Source organism: Ralstonia nicotianae (assembly GCF_018243235.1).
GTDB classification, from domain to species: domain Bacteria; phylum Pseudomonadota; class Gammaproteobacteria; order Burkholderiales; family Burkholderiaceae; genus Ralstonia; species Ralstonia nicotianae.
In genome coordinates this window covers 1879280-1896984 of sequence record NZ_CP046675.1, presented here as the reverse complement: position 1 = coordinate 1896984, position 17705 = coordinate 1879280, and the positions used below count along the sequence as shown (strand labels likewise).

Genomic DNA, 17705 nt, shown 5'->3' with positions numbered 1-17705 from the left:
GTTCAGAGCACCTCTTCAAGGGATGGGACGTGGAGAGACGGCGAGGCGGCGGAAACGGCGCCGCCCGCCCGGGATGCAGCGATGCGCGCGAGCCACTCGTCGTCGTAGACGCTGTCGAGATAACGCTCGCCGCGATCGGGCAGCAGTGTGACGATGCGCAGCGGCCGCGTGGCGCGCGCCAGCAGGCGATCGATGGCGACCACGACGGCGCCCGACGATCCGCCCGCGAAGATGCCTTCGCGTTCGAGCAGGCGCCGGCAGCCCATGGCCGCGTCGTAGTCGTCGACATGGATGACGTCGTCGATGTCGTCGCGGCACAGCAGCTCGGGCACCCGGCTCGCGCCGATGCCGGGCAGCTCGCGCGGGCCCGGCTTGGCGCCGAACAGCACCGAGCCCACCGCATCGACCGCGACCACCTTGAGCCCCGGCCACTCGCGGCGCAGGCGCCGGGCAATGCCGAGCACGGTGCCCGACGTGCTGACACCCAGCACCAGCATGTCGGCCGGCCGGTCGAGCGCGCGCGCGATCTCATCGCCTTCGCCGTGGAAGTGGCTTTCCCAGTTGCGCGGATTGCCGTACTGGTTGATCCACACCGCGCCCGGCTCGCTCGCCAGCATCTGCCGGACACGCTCGATGCGCGTCTCCAGGTAGCCGCCCTGGCTGTCCTTGCGGGTCACGCGCTCGATGCCGGCGCCGTAGCAGCGCAGGATCTTCAGGTTGGTCGGGGAGATCTTCGGATCGACCACCGCCGTGAAGCGCAGTCCCTTGATCCGGCACACCATCGCCAGCGCGATGGCGAGGTTCCCCGAGGAGCTTTCGATGATGTGCGTGCCCGGCGCGATCGAACCCTCGGCCAATCCGCGCTCGATGATGTAGCGGGCCGGCCGGTCCTTGATGCTGCCGGCCGGGTTCAGCATTTCCAGCTTGGCGAACACCTCGGCCTTGCGGCCGTCGTACAGGCGGGCGAGCTGCACGAGCGGGGTGCCGCCAATGCAGTCGACGATGCTTTTCGCGATCATGCTTGCCTCCTTGTCGTGGCGATCCATCAATTTGGAATGAGAATGCGTCTCATTCCATACTTAGGCCGCACGACGCCCCCTCGGGCGCCGTGTGCCGTTACCAGCGGTGGGTGTAGCTCACCGTCAAGACCGCGCCCGCGGCGGGCAGGCGGCTGGTGTTATTGCTGTTGCGCATCAGCTGGCTGTACAGCGGCAGGTAATAGCGGTTCAGCAGGTTCTCGATGCCCACCCGCACCTTGTCCTTCTTGGTGACTTGGTAGGTCGAGATCAGGTCGATCGTCGTGTAGCTGGCCACGTCGATCCGCCCGAAGCTCGTCCTGCCGTTCAGGCGATAGTCGCGCGCCGCGTAGAACGTCGCCTGCAGGCGATTGCTCCAGCGCGCGTTCGGCCGGTATTCGAGATAGCCGGTCAGCTTCAGCGGCGGAATGCGGTAGCCCGTCATGTTCTGGAAGTTCGCCGCGCCCTGCGGACGCTCGCGCCCCTCCATGTAGGTCACCGTGCCGCCCGCGCCCCACTTCTCATCGTCGGTCGCGTAGTCGACGCCGGCCTCCACGCCGGCGATCCGCTCGGCGGTGCGGGTCAGGATCAGGCCGTTGTTGAAGCTCTGCACGTCGCCCAGTTCCGAGGTCGTGTAGAACAGCGCCAGCGTCCCGCGTGCGTGGCTGCCGAGATTGCCGCGCCAGCCGATCTCGTAATTGTTGGTCTTCACGGGCTCGAGGCTCGACGAATTGATGTTGAAGCCCGCCGTGGCGTTGCGCAGCTGCAGCCCGACATCCGGCAGCTGGAACCCCTGGCTGAACGACGCGTAGACCTCCTGCCCGCGCACCGGCGCGTACGTGACGCCGGCGTTGAACAGCCAGGCGCCGAAGCCCGTCTCGCCGCCGGGCACCGTGTACTTCTGCGCCAGCCGCGATTGCGACAGCGGCACGAAGCTGTCGAAGCTCGCGCTCGCGTGTTCGTAGCGCACCCCGGCCTCCGCCGACCAGCGATCGTTGAACTTGTGCTGCAGCTGGCCGAATCCGCCGACGCTGCGCGTGGTCAGCGGCGGCAGGTAGGTCACCGTGCCGATCTTCCGGTAGACCAGGCCGCCGCTCGCGTCATAGGCCGTCGGCGAGAAGATGTCGTCGGGCATGTCGCTGCGTTCCTGGTTGAAGTCCGCGCCCCACAGCAGCTTCGTGCGCGCGTCCTTGTCGAGCGGCGTGGTCACGGTCAGCCGGCTGCCGAAGACCTTGCTGTCCTGCATCACCTGGTCGACATTGTTGCCGCGCGTCGACACGGCGCGCGCATCGAACGGCGCGAACCGGCTGAAGTAGTCGCGGTAGTAGAACTGGGCGCCCACCTGGCTGCCGAACACATCCTTGTTCTCGTATTGCAGGTTGAGCAGCGTGTTCTTGATGCGGTTCTGGTCGGCCAGTTGCAGTCCATTGATCGCGCGCGCCACGGCCGAGCCCGCCGGCAGCCGCGCGACCGACGGATCGCTCGCGTAGTCGGTGTCCTGCTTCGCGTCGTAGTGGCTGGCCGAGAACACCACGCGCTGGTTCGGATCGATGCGCAGCCCGAGCTTGCCGCCGATGCTGTAGATGTTCGAATCGAACAGATCGCCCTGGCTGGGCTCCGGCGCGATGCGGTGGCCGCGGGCGTCGTAGGAGCCGCCGACATGCTGTGTGCCGACATTGAATTCGTAATCGACCGGCCCCTTGCTGCCGGCCACATACTGCTGCACCGCGCCGCCCAGGCCCGCGGCGCCGGGATGCGACAACGGCGAGGTCATCGAGACGGTCGTCTCGGCGCGCGGCTCGCCCCCGGCCGGCCGGGTCGTGATCGACACGATGCCGCCCGTGGCCCCGCTGCCGTAGAGCGCGCTGCTGCCGCGCAGCACTTCGATCCGTTCGATGTTGTTCGGGTCGAGGCTGGCCAGGTTGCGCGCGGAATCCCGGTTGGTATTGAGCGGCATGCCGTCGAGCAGCACCAGCGTGCCGCGGCCGCGCAGCGTCTGTCCGTAGTCGGTGATCGTGTGGCTGGAATCGGCCATGCCGGGCACCACTTTGCTCAGCGCCGTCGCCAGGGTGCCCGAGCCGACCTGCAGGTCGCCCAGCTCTTCGTGGCTGATCTGCGTGACCTGGCGGGTCGGCCGGACGAGGTCGCTGCGCGTGCGGTCGGTGGACACCACGGTGGCCTCGAGTTCAGCCACGGCCGGCGCCTTCGGCCCGTCCGCGGCAGCCTTGGCCGGCACGTCCTGCGCCTGCGCTTCGACCGTGAACGCGTTCGCCCCGGTCGACCGGGCCCGCAGCCCCGAGCCCGCGAGCAGCCGCTCGAGCGCATCGGAGACCGCCATCCGGCCCTGCACCGCCTGCGCGGTCCGCTGCCCGGCAAGCGCATCGGCAAACTGGATTGGTACGCCGGATTGCTGTGCGAGCGCAGTCAGCGCACGGTCCAGCCGTTGCGCCGGAATGTCGATCGGCACCGTCGCCCCCTGCCCCCAGGCAACGGTCGACACGCAGCCGCCTGCAACTGCCACACACACGAAATGCCCCACCCCCCAGTGGCGCCCAGTACCGCTCATGCCGCAACTCCTTATCAGAATGGATTGGTTTCATGAGGCTTGCCGTTTGACGCGGTGGTTTTGTTGACCTGCCGAAGAAAGGATTTCTTAAGGTCACCGGGGAGATGCGCCATGCCATGGCACCGTGCCGGCACCGGCGATCAGGATGCGCAATATCAGGGCCCGCAGGGATCGGGACCGCTGGAATACGCGGTCAACATCGGCGCCCGCCGTTTCGGCATGCGGAGCGCGGGAGAGATGGGATCCATCGCCAGCATCGCGCGGGCCAGATGCTTGGCGACCATATTGCGTGAAATGCACAGCCGCACCGCGACTTCGTCCTGCGACAGGTCGTGCAGCTTGTGCAGGATGAACACCTCGCGGCAGCGCGCCGGCAGGCCGCCGATGGCCTGCTCGACCTGGTGGACGGCCTGGCGGGAGGCCACCACCCGCTCGCCATCGACATCGTCGGTATCGGGCGCGACCTGCCCGGCCTGCTCCGCGTACGCGGCGTACGTTTCGTCGCTGCGCCAGCGATCGATCGCCCGATGGATCGACAGATGCCGCAGGAACGCCAGCGGCGTACAGATCGGCTCCGCCGGCGGGCGGTGCAGCAGTTGCACGCAGACATCCTGGACGACATCGCGGGCGAACGCCCGGTCACCGAAACGGTGCCGGACATGATCGACCAGCTCCTCGTAATGATCGACGAAGGCAGTCATCAACGAGGAACAGGCGGAATCGCAATGCGGACCGGTCATGGTCATCCGGGATGAGCGAGCTTTAGCTGCCTTTATCAAGAATGATTCTCATTATCGAGTTTCATTTTTGCAGCTGTCAACTCGCATGGAAACCATCGGCAGTCATGGGGATTTGCCGCCCAATGCAGGTTTTCCAGCAGGAAGATCACGCAACTCCGATCAAAAGCCGCCAGATCGCCAGCCCGGCGCGCCATGCACCCACGCCTTCCATGAGAATTATTGAGAATAATTCTCATTTGTACTATTGTGCAGGCCTGATTGCAACCCAACGCACCTGGAGCCCGTTTCATGTTGTCCTCGCTTCGCCGCAAGCCCGCCTCGGCCATGCCGCTACCTGCCCGCGGGTCCGGGGCACCGTTCCGGCCGCTGGCCCTGACCGCGCGCATGGCGTTCGCGGGCGTGCTGACCTCCGGGCTCGGGCTGCCCGCCTTCGCGCAGAGCGTGTCCAAGTCGGCCACGGAGACCGCCGAGCAGGCCATCCAGCTGCCGGAAACGGTGGCGACCGGCCGCACCTCCGACGACCCGCTGCGCCCGTACGCAGGCGGGCAGACCGCGCGCGGCGCCCGCGTGGGCCTGCTCGGCAACCAGGACACCATGGACACGCCCTTCAGCGTCAGCACCACCACCGCCAGGCGCATGGAAGACCAGCAGGCCACCACGCTGGCCGACGTGCTGAACAAGGATGCGTCGGTACGCTTCACCGGCCAGACCGGCGGCGTGACGGACTCCTTCTACATCCGCGGCTTCCCCGTCGGCGAAGGCAACCTGAGCGAGGTGGCGTTCGACGGCGTCTACGGTGTCGCGCCCAACTACCACGTCTTTCCGGAGTACGTGGAGCGCGTCGAAGTCATCAAGGGGCCGGCCGCGCTGCTCTACGGCATGTCGCCCAACAGCGGCGTGGGCGGGGTGGTCAACATCGTGCCCAAGCGCGCGCTACCGCAAGACCTGACCCGCTTCACGGCAACCTACGCCTCCGACCTGCAGCTGGGCGGCCACATCGACCTGAGCCGGCGCTTCGGCCAAGGGCGGGCGTTCGGCATCCGCTTCAACGGCGTGGCCCGCCAGGGCAAGACCCCGCTCGACCACCAGCGCTCGCGCACCGACATCGGCGCGCTGTCGCTCGACTACCAGGGCGACCGCCTGCGCGCCTCGCTCGACGTCATCACGCAGCACGAAGCGGTGGATGCGCCCACGCGCCCCTTCCTGCTGGCCGCCGGCGTGGCCATGCCTTCGGCGGCGGATGGGCGTCGCAACGTCTCGCAGCCGTGGGGCTGGTGGAAATCGGACGGACAGTCGGCGCTGGCGCATGCGGAATACGACGTCTCCGACCGCGTCACCGTGTTCGCCGACGCGGGCGGCTCGCAGACCCGCATCGGCCGGCTGTCGGACCAGACCCCGACCCTCCTCGACGCGGCGGGCAACACCCGGTCGACGCCGGGCTACTACAAGTTCCAGGTCAACCGCCTGAGCGCCGACGCCGGCGTGCGCGCGCGCGTCGACACCGGCCCGGTCAGGCACGCCCTGGCGCTGCAGGCCAGCACCTATCACGATCGCATCGCCACGGCCAGCAACATGGGCACGGCGATCCTGTCGAACCTCTATGCGCCGGTGAGCGCGCCCGAGCCGTTCATCGCCGCGCCGGCCGCGGTGCCGAAGACCTCGTCGTCGCAGCTCTCCGGCGTGGCCCTGGCCGATACGATGGGCGTGCTCGACGATCGCCTACAGCTGACGCTCGGACTGCGGCAGCAGCAGGTCAACTCCGACAACTTCAGCGCCAGCACCGGTGCCGTCACGGCTTCGTACGACAAGCGCGCGGTGACGCCGATGGCGGGCATCGTCATCAAGCCCTGGCGGGGCGACGTCTCGCTGTACGCCAACTACATCGAGGGGCTGAGCAAGGGCGACATCGCCCCGACCACGGCATCGAACGCGGGCCAGGTCTTCGCGCCGTACAAGACCCGGCAGTACGAGGCCGGCGTCAAGGTGGACCGCAACGGCCTGCTGGCCACGCTCGCCGTGTTCCAGATCACCAAGCCCAGCGGCCAGCTGACCGGCACCGTCTATGGCGTGGACGGCGAGCAGCGCAACCGCGGCGTGGAACTGAACCTGTCCGGCGAGCCGGTCAGGGGCGTGCGGCTGCTGGGCGGCGTGACCGTGCTCGACGCCGTGCTGACCAAGACCAACAGCGCCGCCACGGTCGGCAACCGTCCGGTGGGCGTGCCGGGCCTGATGGCCAATGCCGGCGCCGAATGGGACCTGCCATGGATGCCCGGCCTGGCGCTGAACGGCAGCGTCACCTACACAGCCAAGGAATACATCAACCAGGCCAACACGCAGTCGGTGCCGTCGTGGACCACGGTGGACGTGGGCGCGCGCTACACCACCAGGCTGCAGGGCAAGTCCACCACCTTCCGCGCCACCGTGCTGAACGTGCTCGACCGCAAGTACTGGTCGGGCGTGGCGTCGTTCGGGACCATTTCGCTGGGCGCGCCGCGCACGGTGCTGCTGTCGGCTGCGGTGGATTTCTGAACCGCGCCGGCGCCGGGCAGGCACCGCCCTGTTTCATCGACTCACCCCAGCACGCCGATCCCCGCCGCGCGCCGCTCGCGCACCGGCCGCATCGGGGCAACCGGCGCGCTGGCCGATCCCTTCGCAAACCTCGCACAGGAGATGGCCGATGCAGGCTGACCTTGCATACTGCGTGGCGCTGCGGCCCACCGCGTTTTTCATGCCGTCCGAAGAAGTGGACGCCGATCATGTCCGCCGCCTGGCCGACGCCATCCGCGCCACCGGCCTGTGGACCACGCCGATCCCGATCGAGCGCGACACCGGCATCGTGATGGACGGCAACCACCGCATCCGCGCGGCCGCGCTGCTGGGGCTGCACCACCTGCCATGCGTGCTGCTGGATTACGCCGACCCGCGCGTGTCGGTCACGCACTGGGAGTCGGGCGCGCCGTTCAGCGTCGCCAGCATCCGGCAGCGCATCGTGGCGCAGCGGCGCCTGTTCCCGTACAAAACGACACGCCACCGCTTCGCGCCCGCGCTGCCCGGCACGGAGATCCCGCTGACAGTGCTGGGCGCCACGCACGGCGCGCGGGTCGCCGCCCTGGCGTAGCGGCTCAGGCCGGCTGGGCGCGGCGGCGCTCGATGTCGGGCAGGAACACCGTCAGCAGGCCGATCAGCGGCAGGAACGAGCACAGGTGGTAGACGTGGTCGATACCGGTCGCGTCGGCCAGCCTGCCGAGCACCGCGGCGCCGATGCCGCCCAGCCCGAAGGCGAAGCCGAAGAACAGCCCCGACACCATCCCCACCTGGCCGGGAATCAGCTCCTGCGCGTAGACCAGGATGGCCGAGAACGCCGAGGCCAGCACCAGCCCGATCACGACCGTCAGCACGGCGGTCCAGAACAGGTTGGCATGCGGCAGCAGCAGCGTGAACGGCGCGACGCCCAGGATCGACACCCAGATCACGACCTTGCGGCCGAAGCGGTCGCCGATCGGGCCGCCGGCGATGGTGCCCGCCGCCACCGAGAACAGGAAGAGGAACAGGAACAGCTGCGACGCCTGCGCCGACAGGTGGAACTTGCTGATCAGGTAGAACGTGTAATAGCTGTTCAGGCTGGCCAGGTAGAAGTACTTGGAGAACAGCAGCACCACCAGCAGCAGCATCGCCGTCACCACCTTGCCCGCCGGCAGGCGCGCGGCGGCATGCGCGCGCGCCCCGGCCTTGCGGCCCTGCCCGGCGGCGCGCTCGCGCCTGTACCAGCCGCCCACGTGGTACAGCACGACCATGGCGACGAGCGCGGCAATCGAGAACCACGCCAGGCTGTGCTGGCCGTACGGCATGATGACCGCCGCGGCAAGCAGCGGCCCCATCGCGCTGCCCACGTTGCCGCCCACCTGGAACAGCGACTGCGCCAGCCCATGCCGGCCGCCCGAAGCCATGCGCGCCACCCGCGACGATTCCGGATGGAAGATCGACGAGCCCGTGCCCACCAGCGCCGCCGCCAGCAGCAGCGTGCCGAAATTGGGCGCGACCGACATCAGCAGCAGCCCCACCAGCGTGAAGCCCATGCCCACCGGCAGCGAATACGGCTTCGGGTGCCGGTCGGTGTACAGCCCGACCATCGGCTGCAGCAGCGAGGCGGTGATCTGGTAGGTCAGCGTAATCAGGCCGATCTGCGTGAAGTCGAGATGGAAGTTGCCCTTGAGCAGCGGATAGATCGCCAGGATCAACGACTGCATCATGTCGTTGAGGAAGTGGGCGAAGCTGATGGCGCCGATCACGCCGAAGCCGGTCGTCCCGGCCTGAGCGCGCGCCTGCGCGGTGGCCGTGCCGTTTGCGGTGGTGTCCATGGTGTCGAGACAGAGGGAAGGAGAAGCGGAACGCGCTCCATCATGCGCCGGAACGGGGCAGGCGTGATGCCGCAAATTCGACAATGATTAGCGCGAAGCGGACAATTTGCTGATTGGGCAAACGAGCCGGCGAAGGCCCGCATCGCTGCCCGAAAAAAACCGCCGGTCTCCCGCAAACCCGCATGACACCTGCCTCGGCAGGCAGCAGACCCGTTAGTCATTTTCGTCGGCCGGGCTCGTCCGTTCGGAGCATGGGTCCGTCAGGAGACGCTTTCTATACTCGGCTGCATGGATCGCCGCACACGCCATTGCACGATGCAGGCGAGCGGACGGAAACGATGCCCGCATGGAACGTGCGACGCGCGCCGATCCGCATCCCGAGCCGGCGACACGCGCAACAGACGCGCACGCCGGCCAGTCCGCGGGAGGGGAGCATGCATGTTGTATCACCGGGAACGATCCGCCGCGCGATGGGAGACCACGTCCACCAGGCGCCGCTCGCTGGCCGCATGACCGGCTGCTTCGTGATTGCCGAAGCAGCGGACACGGCGCGCGACGCGACACGCCCACCGCCCCAGGCACCGCATCCCGCGTACCGGCCCTCGGCTCGCTGACGTCTCTCGGTCAGCGAGTTATTGCGCGCCCATCGTCCCGTAGGGCGCGCTCTTTTCTGCCGACACCGCCAGCGCAAGCGCGCTGGCGGCCTCACCTGCCCACCGGCCGTCAGCCGATCAGCCCGGCGTCCGACAGCTCGCGCTTCAGATAGGCGTACAGCACCGGCGCGGCAATCACACCGCCCACGCCGAACAGCGCCTCCATCACGATCAGCGCCAGGATCAGCTCCCAGGCGCGCGCATCGATGCGGCTGCCGATGATGCGCGCGTTCACGAAGTATTCCAGCTTGTGCACGATCACCAGGAACGCCAGCGACGCCAGCGCCAGCTCCAGCGACACCGCCACGCTCATCAGGACGATGGCCGTGTTGGAGATCAGGTTGCCCGCCACCGGGATCAGCCCGGCCACGAAGGTCAGCAGCACCAGCGACTTGGAATACGGCACATGCAGACCGAGCGCCGGCAGCACGCCCATCAGGTAGATGACGGCCAGCACGGTGTTGAGCGCGGAGATCTTGACCTGGGCGAACACCACCGCCTCGAAGGCCGTCTCCAGCCGGCCCAGCCGGCGCAGCAGTGCCGCCGACAGAGGCTTGCTGCCCGCCGGATCGGGCGCCTCCGACCACGCCACCATGGCGCCCAGGATCAGCCCCACCAGCGCCATCGCGCTCGCCCGCAGGCCGTCGATGCCGAGCGTCGAGACCTGGCGGCCATGCTCCTTGAGCATCTCGACCAGCCGTGCCCGCAGCTCGCTGACCGACTGCGGAACGTAATCGGCAAAGGTCGGCGGCAGCGAGTCGCGCAGATGGTCGAGCACATCGGCGATGCGCAGCAGCATGCCGTCGAGGCCGTGGCCGTGCTCCACCAGCCGGCCGATGCCCAGGCCGATCCCCCCGAGGATCAGCGCGGCGATCAGGAACACGCCGATCACGGCGATCGACTTGGCCCGCTGAGACAGCACACGCCGCGCATGCAGGCGCGCCTCCAGCCGGCGCGCCAGCGCATAGACGAGGAAGCCGGCAATGGCCGCCGACAGCAGGTGCAGCCACAGCACGGCCGCGATCATGGCGGCCACCAGCACGTAGCTGGCGGTATCGATGGTGCGCGAAGGCAGGGGTTGGGGAAGCTTGGTCATGAGAAGAGGCCCGCGGCGATATTGATGGAGAGCGCGAGGATGCTCGTATTGAAAAAGAACGACAGCAGCGATTGCCCCAGCACCGCGCGCCGCATCGCGCGCGAGCGGATGCTGACGTCCGCCGTCTGGCTGGCGACCGCGATGGTAAAGGAGAAGTAGAGGAAATCCCAGTAATCGGGCGCGATCTGCTCGTCGGGGAATTTCAGCGGCGGCTCGCCGTCGGTGCGGTAGTACAGGTGCGCGTAGTGCACGGTGAACATCATCGGCACCATCAACCATGCGCCCAGCACCGTCACGCCCGTGAAGGCGTAGTGCACGGCCTGCGCGTGCCCGGCGGACTTGGCCGTCGCCAGCTCGAAGACGATCGCCACCATGCTGGCGATCACGCCCACGCACACGGCCGCCAGCACCGCCGCGGCCCGCTCGTCCTCGCGGCGGGCGACGGCCTGGATGCGGCGCGGGTTGGCCCGCAACATCATCGCGCCGGCCAGCACCAGGTAGGTCCAGACCGCCACATCCCAGCCCAGCAGGATGCGCGTCAGCCGGCTGCTCTCGATCGGCGCGAGGATACCCGCCACCGCGCCCAGCATCAGCGCGGCCAGCAGGCGCGGGCGCGTGGCGATGAAGCGCTGCACCGCCGTCGGCTCGACGGGTTCCACCTGTTCCTTCACGTGCGTTCTCCCTGGCGTGTGTCCTGGCCGGGCGTGCCGGCCACCAAGCCGACATGGTAGCCGCCCGCGCCGGCGATGCCGGGCACCCTGCCCGCTCAGGAAGCCGACAGCATGGACGCCAGGGAACGCTTGCAGCGCTCGTGCAGCTGCTCATGCGTCTGCAACTGCTCGGCCACCACGGTGGCATCGGGATACACGCGGCACATCCCGATCATCGCACTCTCCAGCGAGGCCTGCGAACCCGCCTGGAACTGGAACTGCTCCAGCACCGAGTCGTCCGCATCGCGCACGGTGATCTGGAACGGACCGGGCGTGACCGTGGCACAGCCGGCCGCCAGCACCGCCGCCACGACCATCGAAGCCGCCCGCACCGGATGCGGCCGCCGCGCCTGCCGTGGCGTTCGGGTCTGCGGGCAATGGATCGGGCAGACAGGCATCATCGGGACACTCCGTGGCAAATACGATCAGACGTCCAGGGTCACCGCAGGTTCAGTCCGCATGGCCGCGCGCGCTGCCGCGAGGCGCCTCGCGTTGCCCCGGGCAGGCAAGTGCCCGGCGCCCGCGCCGGCCAATCCGCCTGCGCCATCGAGACATCGCCGTCCGGCCGCGTCGGCATCCGGAGCCGCCGGCGCAAGCGCGCGGATGCGTGGACGATGCCAACGCTGCCCCCACCGCAGGTCAGCACCAGGATGCGCCCGGTGCCGGCCGGGCGATGCGGCTTGCCGATCGCGCGCCACGACGGCATGCAACGGCACGCCGATCCGCGCGACCGCCGAGGATGCGACGCGACGTGGACATGGGTTGGGTTTGGGTTGCCGCCCCCTGCCGTGCACCCGACATCACGGCCTCAAATGGAGGGAAGCGCACCGCCGCGCAGCCCTCCGGTGCCGTGCCAAGCACGTCTGCGCGGCCCCGTGCAAACGCGCGAATTAGGCATCCGCTTCATTGATCTCACAAATACATCGCGAAAAATCAGAGTTAAATCCGTTCGCGTTGCCTTTCCCGGTTCGCCACATATAGTGCTGATACCGCAAACGGGCGGCGCCGCAACCGCCGCCCGTCGAGGAAAGGGGGGGACGAGGGCTGACCGGGACACGGCGGTGCGAGCCACGCTTGCATCGCCGACTTCGACGTCGACGCCCACGTAGCCAATCCAGATCCGGCATCAACCGGACGCACCCCTGACTGTGCAGCCATCGCAGAGGGAGGTGCACATGATCGGCATGACCACCAAGCTTGCCGCGCTCGAACTGCTGCGCAAGCGCTTGCTCTCCAGCGCCGACGCCAACCTGCAGAGCCTCGGACACCTGATCGACACCCACCCCGAGTTCTGCCGCATGGGCGCGCTCGGCACCGCGCTGGGCGACTTCTCACCGGTCAGGCTGCCGGCGGACGCGCCGCTCGGGTCATCGGGGGCCAATCCGTACGTCGAACTCTGGAAGCTGGTCTTCAACGTGTTCGGCGGCGACGGCACCACCACCAACCCCGGCCTCAAGCCGGTGCTGGACAAGATCCGCACCCTGCTCGACAAGCTGGACACCATCGCCGCGGCCGAAGACCTCGATGCCCTGAAAGCGATGAGCGGCGAGGTCGACACGCTCAACCAGATCGCCACCGACCTGAACGCCATCCTGGTGGCCATCAAGGGCGACGGCACGCTGGCGAACCTGGGCATCGTGCCGCGCGTGGTCGACCTGATCGGCGCGCACGCGCAGCCGGCCATGGTGCGCCCGCGCGTGGGCGGCGGGGTGGGCTTTCCGCCGCGCTTCTGGACCGTGCGCGACTTCCTGTCCAAGCGGCGCACCGGCAAATTCGCCCGGCAGCTGTGGGACTCCGCACAGAGCACCGGCGACGACCGCTTCCGGGCATACGCGCTGGGCTGGCTCTCGAGCTGGTCGCTGAGCGCGGGCGGCGCCAGCGCGGTGGCCAGCATCGTGGGCGCCCCGTACCGCAACCAGTGGTGGCGCTCCCGCTTCGTCGGCAACTACATCGACCTGTGGAGCTACGGGTATGCCAAGGTCGGCCCGCGGCCCAAGCCGTACACCGACTGGCCCAATCTGTGCGCGCAGGAACTGCACAAGACCGTGGAGTTGCCCGGCGCCGGCTTCGACCCGGTGCAGATGATGAAGGACCTGCGCCTGGGCAACGCGCTCGGCACGGCGCTCCCGGCGGAGTTCACCGCGTGGTGGCTCAATGCCTACGAAACCGTCTATGGCGACCTGGGCACCAACCGTCCCCAGATGGACGCCGACAAGCTGAACGACGCCTATGCCATGGCGTGGCTGGTGCTGTGGTTCCAGACCAGCCGCGAAAGCCTGGGCTGCAACGCGGTGGCCCCGGTGGCCCCCACCAACTGCGGCGGCGCGCCGCCCTGGAGCAACCCGGTGGTGCCGGGCGACGCGGGCGCCGGCGTGGGCGGTCCGCCGCCTCCGGAGATCGACAAGAAGGTCAAGCCGGGCAACGTGGTCTGCGCGATCATCCTGGCCATCCTGGGCATTGTCGCGTTCTGCTTCGGCGGCTGGGTCGCGGGCGGCGCCGCGATCGCCGGCGCGATTGCGCTGGCCGCGACCGCCGGCACCATCGACTGGGACAGATTCCGCTGCAGCCTGGTGTGGTACCGGGTCTATATGTACAACGGCCTGCGCGCCCTGCACGACGTGATGAGCCTGGGCGGCCTGGTGCATCCCTACACGCCGGAACTGAGCGCGGACGACACCGCCGTCCAACTGCTCTCCAGCATGCCCACGCACATCCGGACCGGCGACCACATCGTGATGTCCCGGCCCGGGCAGGAGCGGTATCCCGTCGTGCCGTGGGACGGCAGCGGCTTCACCTGGTTCGAGGACGCCACCGGCACCCTGGAAGCGCCCATGCGGGTCGCGGCGCTGGCGGCCGCCTATCCGTCGGGTTTCCTGGACGATCCCGCCAATCCGCTGGGCAGCCGTTCGACCTTCGATGCGGCACCCTGGCCGTTCGCCACGCAGGGTGCCGGCATGCAGACGCCCGCCGGATTCATCAACACCGTGGATGCCATGCTGGGCTGGCTCGCGGCCCCGACCGGCACCCCGCTGCCGGAGCACGACCTGGACGGCGACCGCGGCCTGGGCCACCAGAACTGGCACTTCATCAACGACGACTGGACCAATCCGGTCAACATCGAACCGTCTGCGTGAGGGGGCTGCCATGGGCAACCAGCAAAACGACGGCAAGCGCGACGACGCGTGGTGGCTCGACCAGTGGAAGCAGTCCGACGCCGTGCTCAGGCGGCAGCAGCAGGCCCGCGAGCGTGCGTGGCCCGGCTATGTCAAGGAGCAGACCGAACGGGCGCGCTACTCGGCCTGGCTGGTGCTGCCCTGCAATGCCAGCGACTACGGCATGCGCGCCCTGCCCTCCGGCACGCCGTACTGGGCCTCGCCCTTCATCTGGGCCGAGAGCCCGAGCCCGTCGGGCAACCCGGTGGCCGGCGCCGAGAACCACATCGTGGCCCGCATCTTCAACCTCGGCGCGGCGACGGCCGCGCCCACCAAGGTCGATTTCTTCTGGAGCGATCCGTCGGTGGGCCTGGGCGCGGCGGATGCCCATTTCATCGGCACCGAGTACGTCGAAGTCCAGCCGATGACCTCGCAGGTCGTGCGCTGCGCCACGCCATGGATTCCCAGCTATCTGAATGACGGCCACGAGTGCGTCTTCGTTCAATGCGACAACCACGTGCTGGACCCGCTGCTGCTGCCCTTCCAGCCCTGGGCCGATCGCCATGTGGGCCAGCGCAACATGCACGTGCTGCCGGCCGTCGCGCAAGCTTTCCACCTTTGGGCGCCGGCGGGCATCGAGGGGGTGCGTGCAGAACTGCGTGTCACGGCACTGCACGCAGTGCTGCGCGCCCTGCCCGACCGGCGCCTTCCGCCCGCGCGGTTCTTCAGCGAGGCGGCGGCGCGGCTGCTGACCGGGCTGGTGCCTCCGCAGGTCACCGCCCGGCGCGAGGCCGGCAACGCCGCGCCGCCACCGCCGCCGGTCATCGCGAAGCTGCTGGACGCGCAGGACGTCATCGAATCGGCGCGCCTCACCGAGGCCATCCAGCGGCGCCAATGCGGCGGCGAACACCCGGCCGGCTGCTGCGGCAACAAGGGCGCCGAGGGCGCACCGCAACCCTGCGGCATGCCGGCCCGCGATGCCGGTGCCGGCAGGCAGCACCTGCTGTTCATCGATGGTGAACCCGGCACGGCGCGCCAGATCGCGCTCCAACTGCGCGCCATCCCGCTGCAGGCCCACGAATTTGTTGTGTTGAACGTGACGCTCGTGTCCGCGGGCGTCATCCGCGGCGGGTACGTGCTGGTCCTCGTGCATCCGGACTGGCTCAAAGACCCGCTGACGCATTCATCGAAGGAGAACCCCATGCAACAAGCCGGCGCAGATAAGGGCAACGATCTGCGGGACCTCGTCATCGAGCAGTTCCCGCAGGCGCAGCTCACCCTGGAAGTCGCACGCATGCTGCACAGCCATTTGCCGATCACCTCTGCCGACGCGCTCGAGCAGGCCGCGAAGTACGGCACCATCGGCGGCCATCCCATCGCGGCGGGCATGATCGAGCGGATGGGCATCAAGCAGCTGCTGCCGATCCAGGACAGCAAGGACCTCGTGCGCAAGATCGCCGGCGTGCTGACCGTCGCCGCGCACCAGGGCGGCCAGGGCACGCCCGTGGGCGATGCCGTCGCCAACGTGGCGGCCGGGCTGCTGCGCCGCGGCGAGGCCGCCGGCCCGTCGATTCCGACGCATCACTTCAGCGGCGGCTCGGTGTTCGGGTCCACTCGCGCCAAAGGAGAATGATCATGCCCTGGGCAGTTACCCTGATCGTCAAGGATTGCAGCTCCTCGGCCCCCATCCCCGGCGCGCTGGTCACCGATGGCGTCGGCGGCGGCTACACCGACAGCTACGGACAGTTCATCGCCGTCATCGACGACGCCTACACCGGCTACGTCGTCCAGATCTCGAAGGCGAACTACAACGCGCGCAACTTCACGTTCGACCGCTCGCAGATCGGCACCGTGCAGAACACCTGCCTGACCGTCTACGTGGCGCCGCCCAGCGGCGGCGGCGGTGGTTGGCAGATCAGTTGCTTTATCGTCACCGCCGCGACCGGTTCCGAGACCTCCGAGGAAGTCGCCGGCATGCGCGCGCTGCGCGACCGGGTGAGCGCGCGGTCCGCGCTGGCGGGCCGCCTGATCGACGCGATCTACGACGAGTACTGGCAATTCAGCCCGGCCATCGCAGACCGCATCCGCGACAGCGAAAGCGCGCGCATGGCCGTCATGGCGCTGGTGGTGCGGCCGCTGTTCGCGTGGTACCAGCTCGCCGGCCAGCTGGCGCTGGGCCCGTCCGACACCGCCGCCGTCGGCCAAGCCGAGAAGGCACTGCGCGGCGCCTGCCCGCGCTACCTCGGCCCGGCCAAGGTGGCCGGCTACCTGCAGCAGCTTGCCGACGGACAGGCCCTGCCCGCCTCCATGCCGCCGCTGCTCGCGCAGTTGGCGCCCAGGCTGCAGCAGGCACTGGGCTTGCCGCTGGTCCGCTGGGCGATCCTCGAGCCGCTGCTGCGCACCTGGCAAGGCGCGGCGGATCACCTCGACATGCGGCAGCAGGTGGCGGCCTGGCTGGGCGGCGCACCGCTCGACACGCTGGCCATGCCGGATGCCGCTACGCTGCATGCCGAACTGGCCGATCTGGCTTCGCTGCTGGCGTTCGATGCGGATGCCCGCTCGACCGTGGGCGTGCGGCTGGCCGCCGCCTGGCCGGCCAGCGCCGAGGCCCTGGCCCGTGTCGACCTGTGCGAACGCCAGACCTGAGGAGGCCCCGATCGCAGCCCCGGAAACCCACAGCGCGGCACGGATGCCCGGAGCGGAGTCTTTCGCCCGGGCATCCACGGCCATGCTCGGCCTCCCGCCGAAGCAAGGACACACGGCGACCTTCCCGCAAAACCACCGGCTGCCGCTGACCCACCGCATCGCATGCGGTGCCGTGTTGGGCGGCATCTGGGCCGTCGGCTACTTCGGCATTGCCTGGCGCATCGCGCCCGTCGCGGACCCGACCACCGCGCTGGACACGGCGATACCGTTCATCGGCTGGACCGTGTGGGTCTACCTGGCCGGGCTGGCCTGGATCATCGCGCCGCTGGCGCTGGTCCGCGAGCCTCGCCTGTTCCGGCGCGCCGCGTTTGCCTATGCCATCGCCATCGGCGCGGGCTTCCTGTGCTTCACCGCGCTGCAGACCGAAGCGCCGGCACTGCGCGCGCAAGCGGTGCCCGACGGGCTCGGCACCGCGACCGCGTGGGCCCTGCTCACGCTGCATCGCATGGATGCGCCGGTCAACCTGCTGCCGTCGCTGCACGTCGCGCTGGCGTGGCTGGCGGCGTGGGCGCTGGGGCGGCAACGTCGGCCATGGCGCCATGCCTGCCATGTCACCGCCGTCGCCATCACGGCATCGGTCTGCCTGGTGAAGCAGCACACCGTGCTGGACGCCGTGGCCGGCCTGCTGCTGGCGTGGCTGTGCGCCCGGCTGGCCACCGCCGGCCGGCGGGATGCCATCGCGTAGCCGGACGAGCCCGCCGCGATACC

Annotated in this window: 14 protein-coding genes; 7 read left to right on the top strand and 7 right to left on the bottom strand. The window is 69.0% G+C overall.

Features of this window, described 5'->3' with window-relative positions; genetic code table 11:
* Nucleotides 1-2: 2 nt before the first annotated feature.
* The 3 genes from sbnA to GO999_RS24085 form a co-directional block, all read right to left on the bottom strand.
* Nucleotides 3-1019 carry a 2,3-diaminopropionate biosynthesis protein SbnA gene (gene sbnA / locus GO999_RS24095; protein ID WP_021154935.1) on the bottom strand — a complete coding sequence of 339 codons (1017 nt, stop codon included), beginning with the start codon at nucleotides 1017-1019 and terminating at the stop codon, nucleotides 3-5.
* Between the two features lie 97 nt (nucleotides 1020-1116).
* Nucleotides 1117-3582 carry a TonB-dependent receptor gene (locus tag GO999_RS24090; protein WP_211906978.1) on the bottom strand — a complete coding sequence of 822 codons (2466 nt, stop codon included), beginning with the start codon at nucleotides 3580-3582 and terminating at the stop codon, nucleotides 1117-1119.
* Nucleotides 3583-3737: 155 nt separating this feature from the next.
* Nucleotides 3738-4328: an RNA polymerase sigma factor gene (locus GO999_RS24085; protein ID WP_043876817.1), complete on the bottom strand. Its 591-nt coding sequence runs from the start codon at nucleotides 4326-4328 to the stop codon at nucleotides 3738-3740.
* Between GO999_RS24085 and GO999_RS24080 the strand changes: the two genes are divergently transcribed.
* The 3 genes from GO999_RS24080 to GO999_RS24070 all read left to right on the top strand — a co-directional run bounded on the left by GO999_RS24080 (nucleotide 4321) and on the right by GO999_RS24070 (nucleotide 7440).
* On the top strand, nucleotides 4321-4545 hold the full coding sequence (locus GO999_RS24080; RefSeq protein ID WP_152551846.1) for a hypothetical protein: 225 nt from the start codon (nucleotides 4321-4323) through the stop codon (nucleotides 4543-4545). The genes GO999_RS24085 and GO999_RS24080 overlap by 8 nt on opposite strands.
* 65 nt (nucleotides 4546-4610) lie before the next feature.
* Nucleotides 4611-6851 carry a TonB-dependent receptor gene (locus GO999_RS24075; RefSeq protein WP_064478317.1) on the top strand — a complete coding sequence of 747 codons (2241 nt, stop codon included), beginning with the start codon at nucleotides 4611-4613 and terminating at the stop codon, nucleotides 6849-6851.
* Nucleotides 6852-6999: 148 nt separating this feature from the next.
* The gene (locus GO999_RS24070; RefSeq protein WP_019719126.1) at nucleotides 7000-7440 is read left to right on the top strand and encodes a ParB N-terminal domain-containing protein; all 441 of its coding nucleotides are present in this window, start codon (nucleotides 7000-7002) and stop codon (nucleotides 7438-7440) included.
* 4 nt (nucleotides 7441-7444) lie between these two features.
* Here the strand turns inward: GO999_RS24070 and GO999_RS24065 are convergent, their stop codons facing one another.
* From GO999_RS24065 to GO999_RS24050, 4 genes are all read right to left on the bottom strand, one after another.
* Entirely contained in the window at nucleotides 7445-8680 is a 1236-nt protein-coding gene (locus tag GO999_RS24065; protein ID WP_071013170.1) for an MFS transporter, read from the bottom strand.
* Nucleotides 8681-9403: 723 nt separating this feature from the next.
* Nucleotides 9404-10429, bottom strand: coding sequence for an AI-2E family transporter (locus tag GO999_RS24060; RefSeq protein WP_064047936.1), 1026 nt, complete (start codon nucleotides 10427-10429; stop codon nucleotides 9404-9406).
* Nucleotides 10426-11100, bottom strand: coding sequence for a DUF1345 domain-containing protein (locus GO999_RS24055; RefSeq protein ID WP_011003722.1), 675 nt, complete (start codon nucleotides 11098-11100; stop codon nucleotides 10426-10428). Before GO999_RS24055 ends, GO999_RS24060 begins: the two co-directional genes overlap by 4 nt.
* Before the next feature lie 95 nt (nucleotides 11101-11195).
* Nucleotides 11196-11540: a hypothetical protein gene (locus tag GO999_RS24050; protein ID WP_231674248.1), complete on the bottom strand. Its 345-nt coding sequence runs from the start codon at nucleotides 11538-11540 to the stop codon at nucleotides 11196-11198.
* Nucleotides 11541-12314: 774 nt separating this feature from the next.
* Between GO999_RS24050 and GO999_RS24045 the strand changes: the two genes are divergently transcribed.
* The 4 genes from GO999_RS24045 (at nucleotide 12315) to GO999_RS24030 (ending at nucleotide 17682) form a co-directional block, all read left to right on the top strand.
* The gene (locus tag GO999_RS24045; RefSeq protein ID WP_211906977.1) at nucleotides 12315-14273 is read left to right on the top strand and encodes a hypothetical protein; all 1959 of its coding nucleotides are present in this window, start codon (nucleotides 12315-12317) and stop codon (nucleotides 14271-14273) included.
* Nucleotides 14274-14283: 10 nt separating this feature from the next.
* The gene (locus tag GO999_RS24040; RefSeq protein ID WP_211906976.1) at nucleotides 14284-15924 is read left to right on the top strand and encodes a hypothetical protein; all 1641 of its coding nucleotides are present in this window, start codon (nucleotides 14284-14286) and stop codon (nucleotides 15922-15924) included.
* A gap of 2 nt (nucleotides 15925-15926) precedes the next feature.
* Nucleotides 15927-16937, top strand: coding sequence for a CFI-box extended C-terminal domain-containing protein (locus tag GO999_RS24035; RefSeq protein ID WP_211906975.1), 1011 nt, complete (start codon nucleotides 15927-15929; stop codon nucleotides 16935-16937).
* A gap of 82 nt (nucleotides 16938-17019) precedes the next feature.
* Complete coding sequence (locus GO999_RS24030) at nucleotides 17020-17682, top strand: phosphatase PAP2 family protein (protein WP_211906974.1); 663 nt, start codon at nucleotides 17020-17022, stop codon at nucleotides 17680-17682.
* The last annotated feature ends 23 nt before the right edge of the window (nucleotides 17683-17705 follow it).

Bases quoted from the DNA above. Each gene is read 5' to 3' on its own strand.
- sbnA (WP_021154935.1), bottom strand. From the start codon at position 1,019: ATGATCGCGAAAAGCATCGTCGACTGCATTGGCGGCACCCCGCTCGTG.
- GO999_RS24090 (WP_211906978.1), bottom strand. From the start codon at position 3,582: ATGAGCGGTACTGGGCGCCACTGGGGGGTGGGGCATTTCGTGTGTGTG.
- GO999_RS24080 (WP_152551846.1), top strand. From the start codon at position 4,321: ATGGTCATCCGGGATGAGCGAGCTTTAGCTGCCTTTATCAAGAATGAT.
- GO999_RS24085 (WP_043876817.1), bottom strand. From the start codon at position 4,328: ATGACCATGACCGGTCCGCATTGCGATTCCGCCTGTTCCTCGTTGATG.
- GO999_RS24075 (WP_064478317.1), top strand. From the start codon at position 4,611: ATGTTGTCCTCGCTTCGCCGCAAGCCCGCCTCGGCCATGCCGCTACCT.
- GO999_RS24070 (WP_019719126.1), top strand. From the start codon at position 7,000: ATGCAGGCTGACCTTGCATACTGCGTGGCGCTGCGGCCCACCGCGTTT.
- GO999_RS24065 (WP_071013170.1), bottom strand. From the start codon at position 8,680: ATGGACACCACCGCAAACGGCACGGCCACCGCGCAGGCGCGCGCTCAG.
- GO999_RS24060 (WP_064047936.1), bottom strand. From the start codon at position 10,429: ATGACCAAGCTTCCCCAACCCCTGCCTTCGCGCACCATCGATACCGCC.
- GO999_RS24050 (WP_231674248.1), bottom strand. From the start codon at position 11,540: ATGATGCCTGTCTGCCCGATCCATTGCCCGCAGACCCGAACGCCACGG.
- GO999_RS24045 (WP_211906977.1), top strand. From the start codon at position 12,315: ATGATCGGCATGACCACCAAGCTTGCCGCGCTCGAACTGCTGCGCAAG.
- GO999_RS24040 (WP_211906976.1), top strand. From the start codon at position 14,284: ATGGGCAACCAGCAAAACGACGGCAAGCGCGACGACGCGTGGTGGCTC.
- GO999_RS24035 (WP_211906975.1), top strand. From the start codon at position 15,927: ATGCCCTGGGCAGTTACCCTGATCGTCAAGGATTGCAGCTCCTCGGCC.
- GO999_RS24030 (WP_211906974.1), top strand. From the start codon at position 17,020: ATGCTCGGCCTCCCGCCGAAGCAAGGACACACGGCGACCTTCCCGCAA.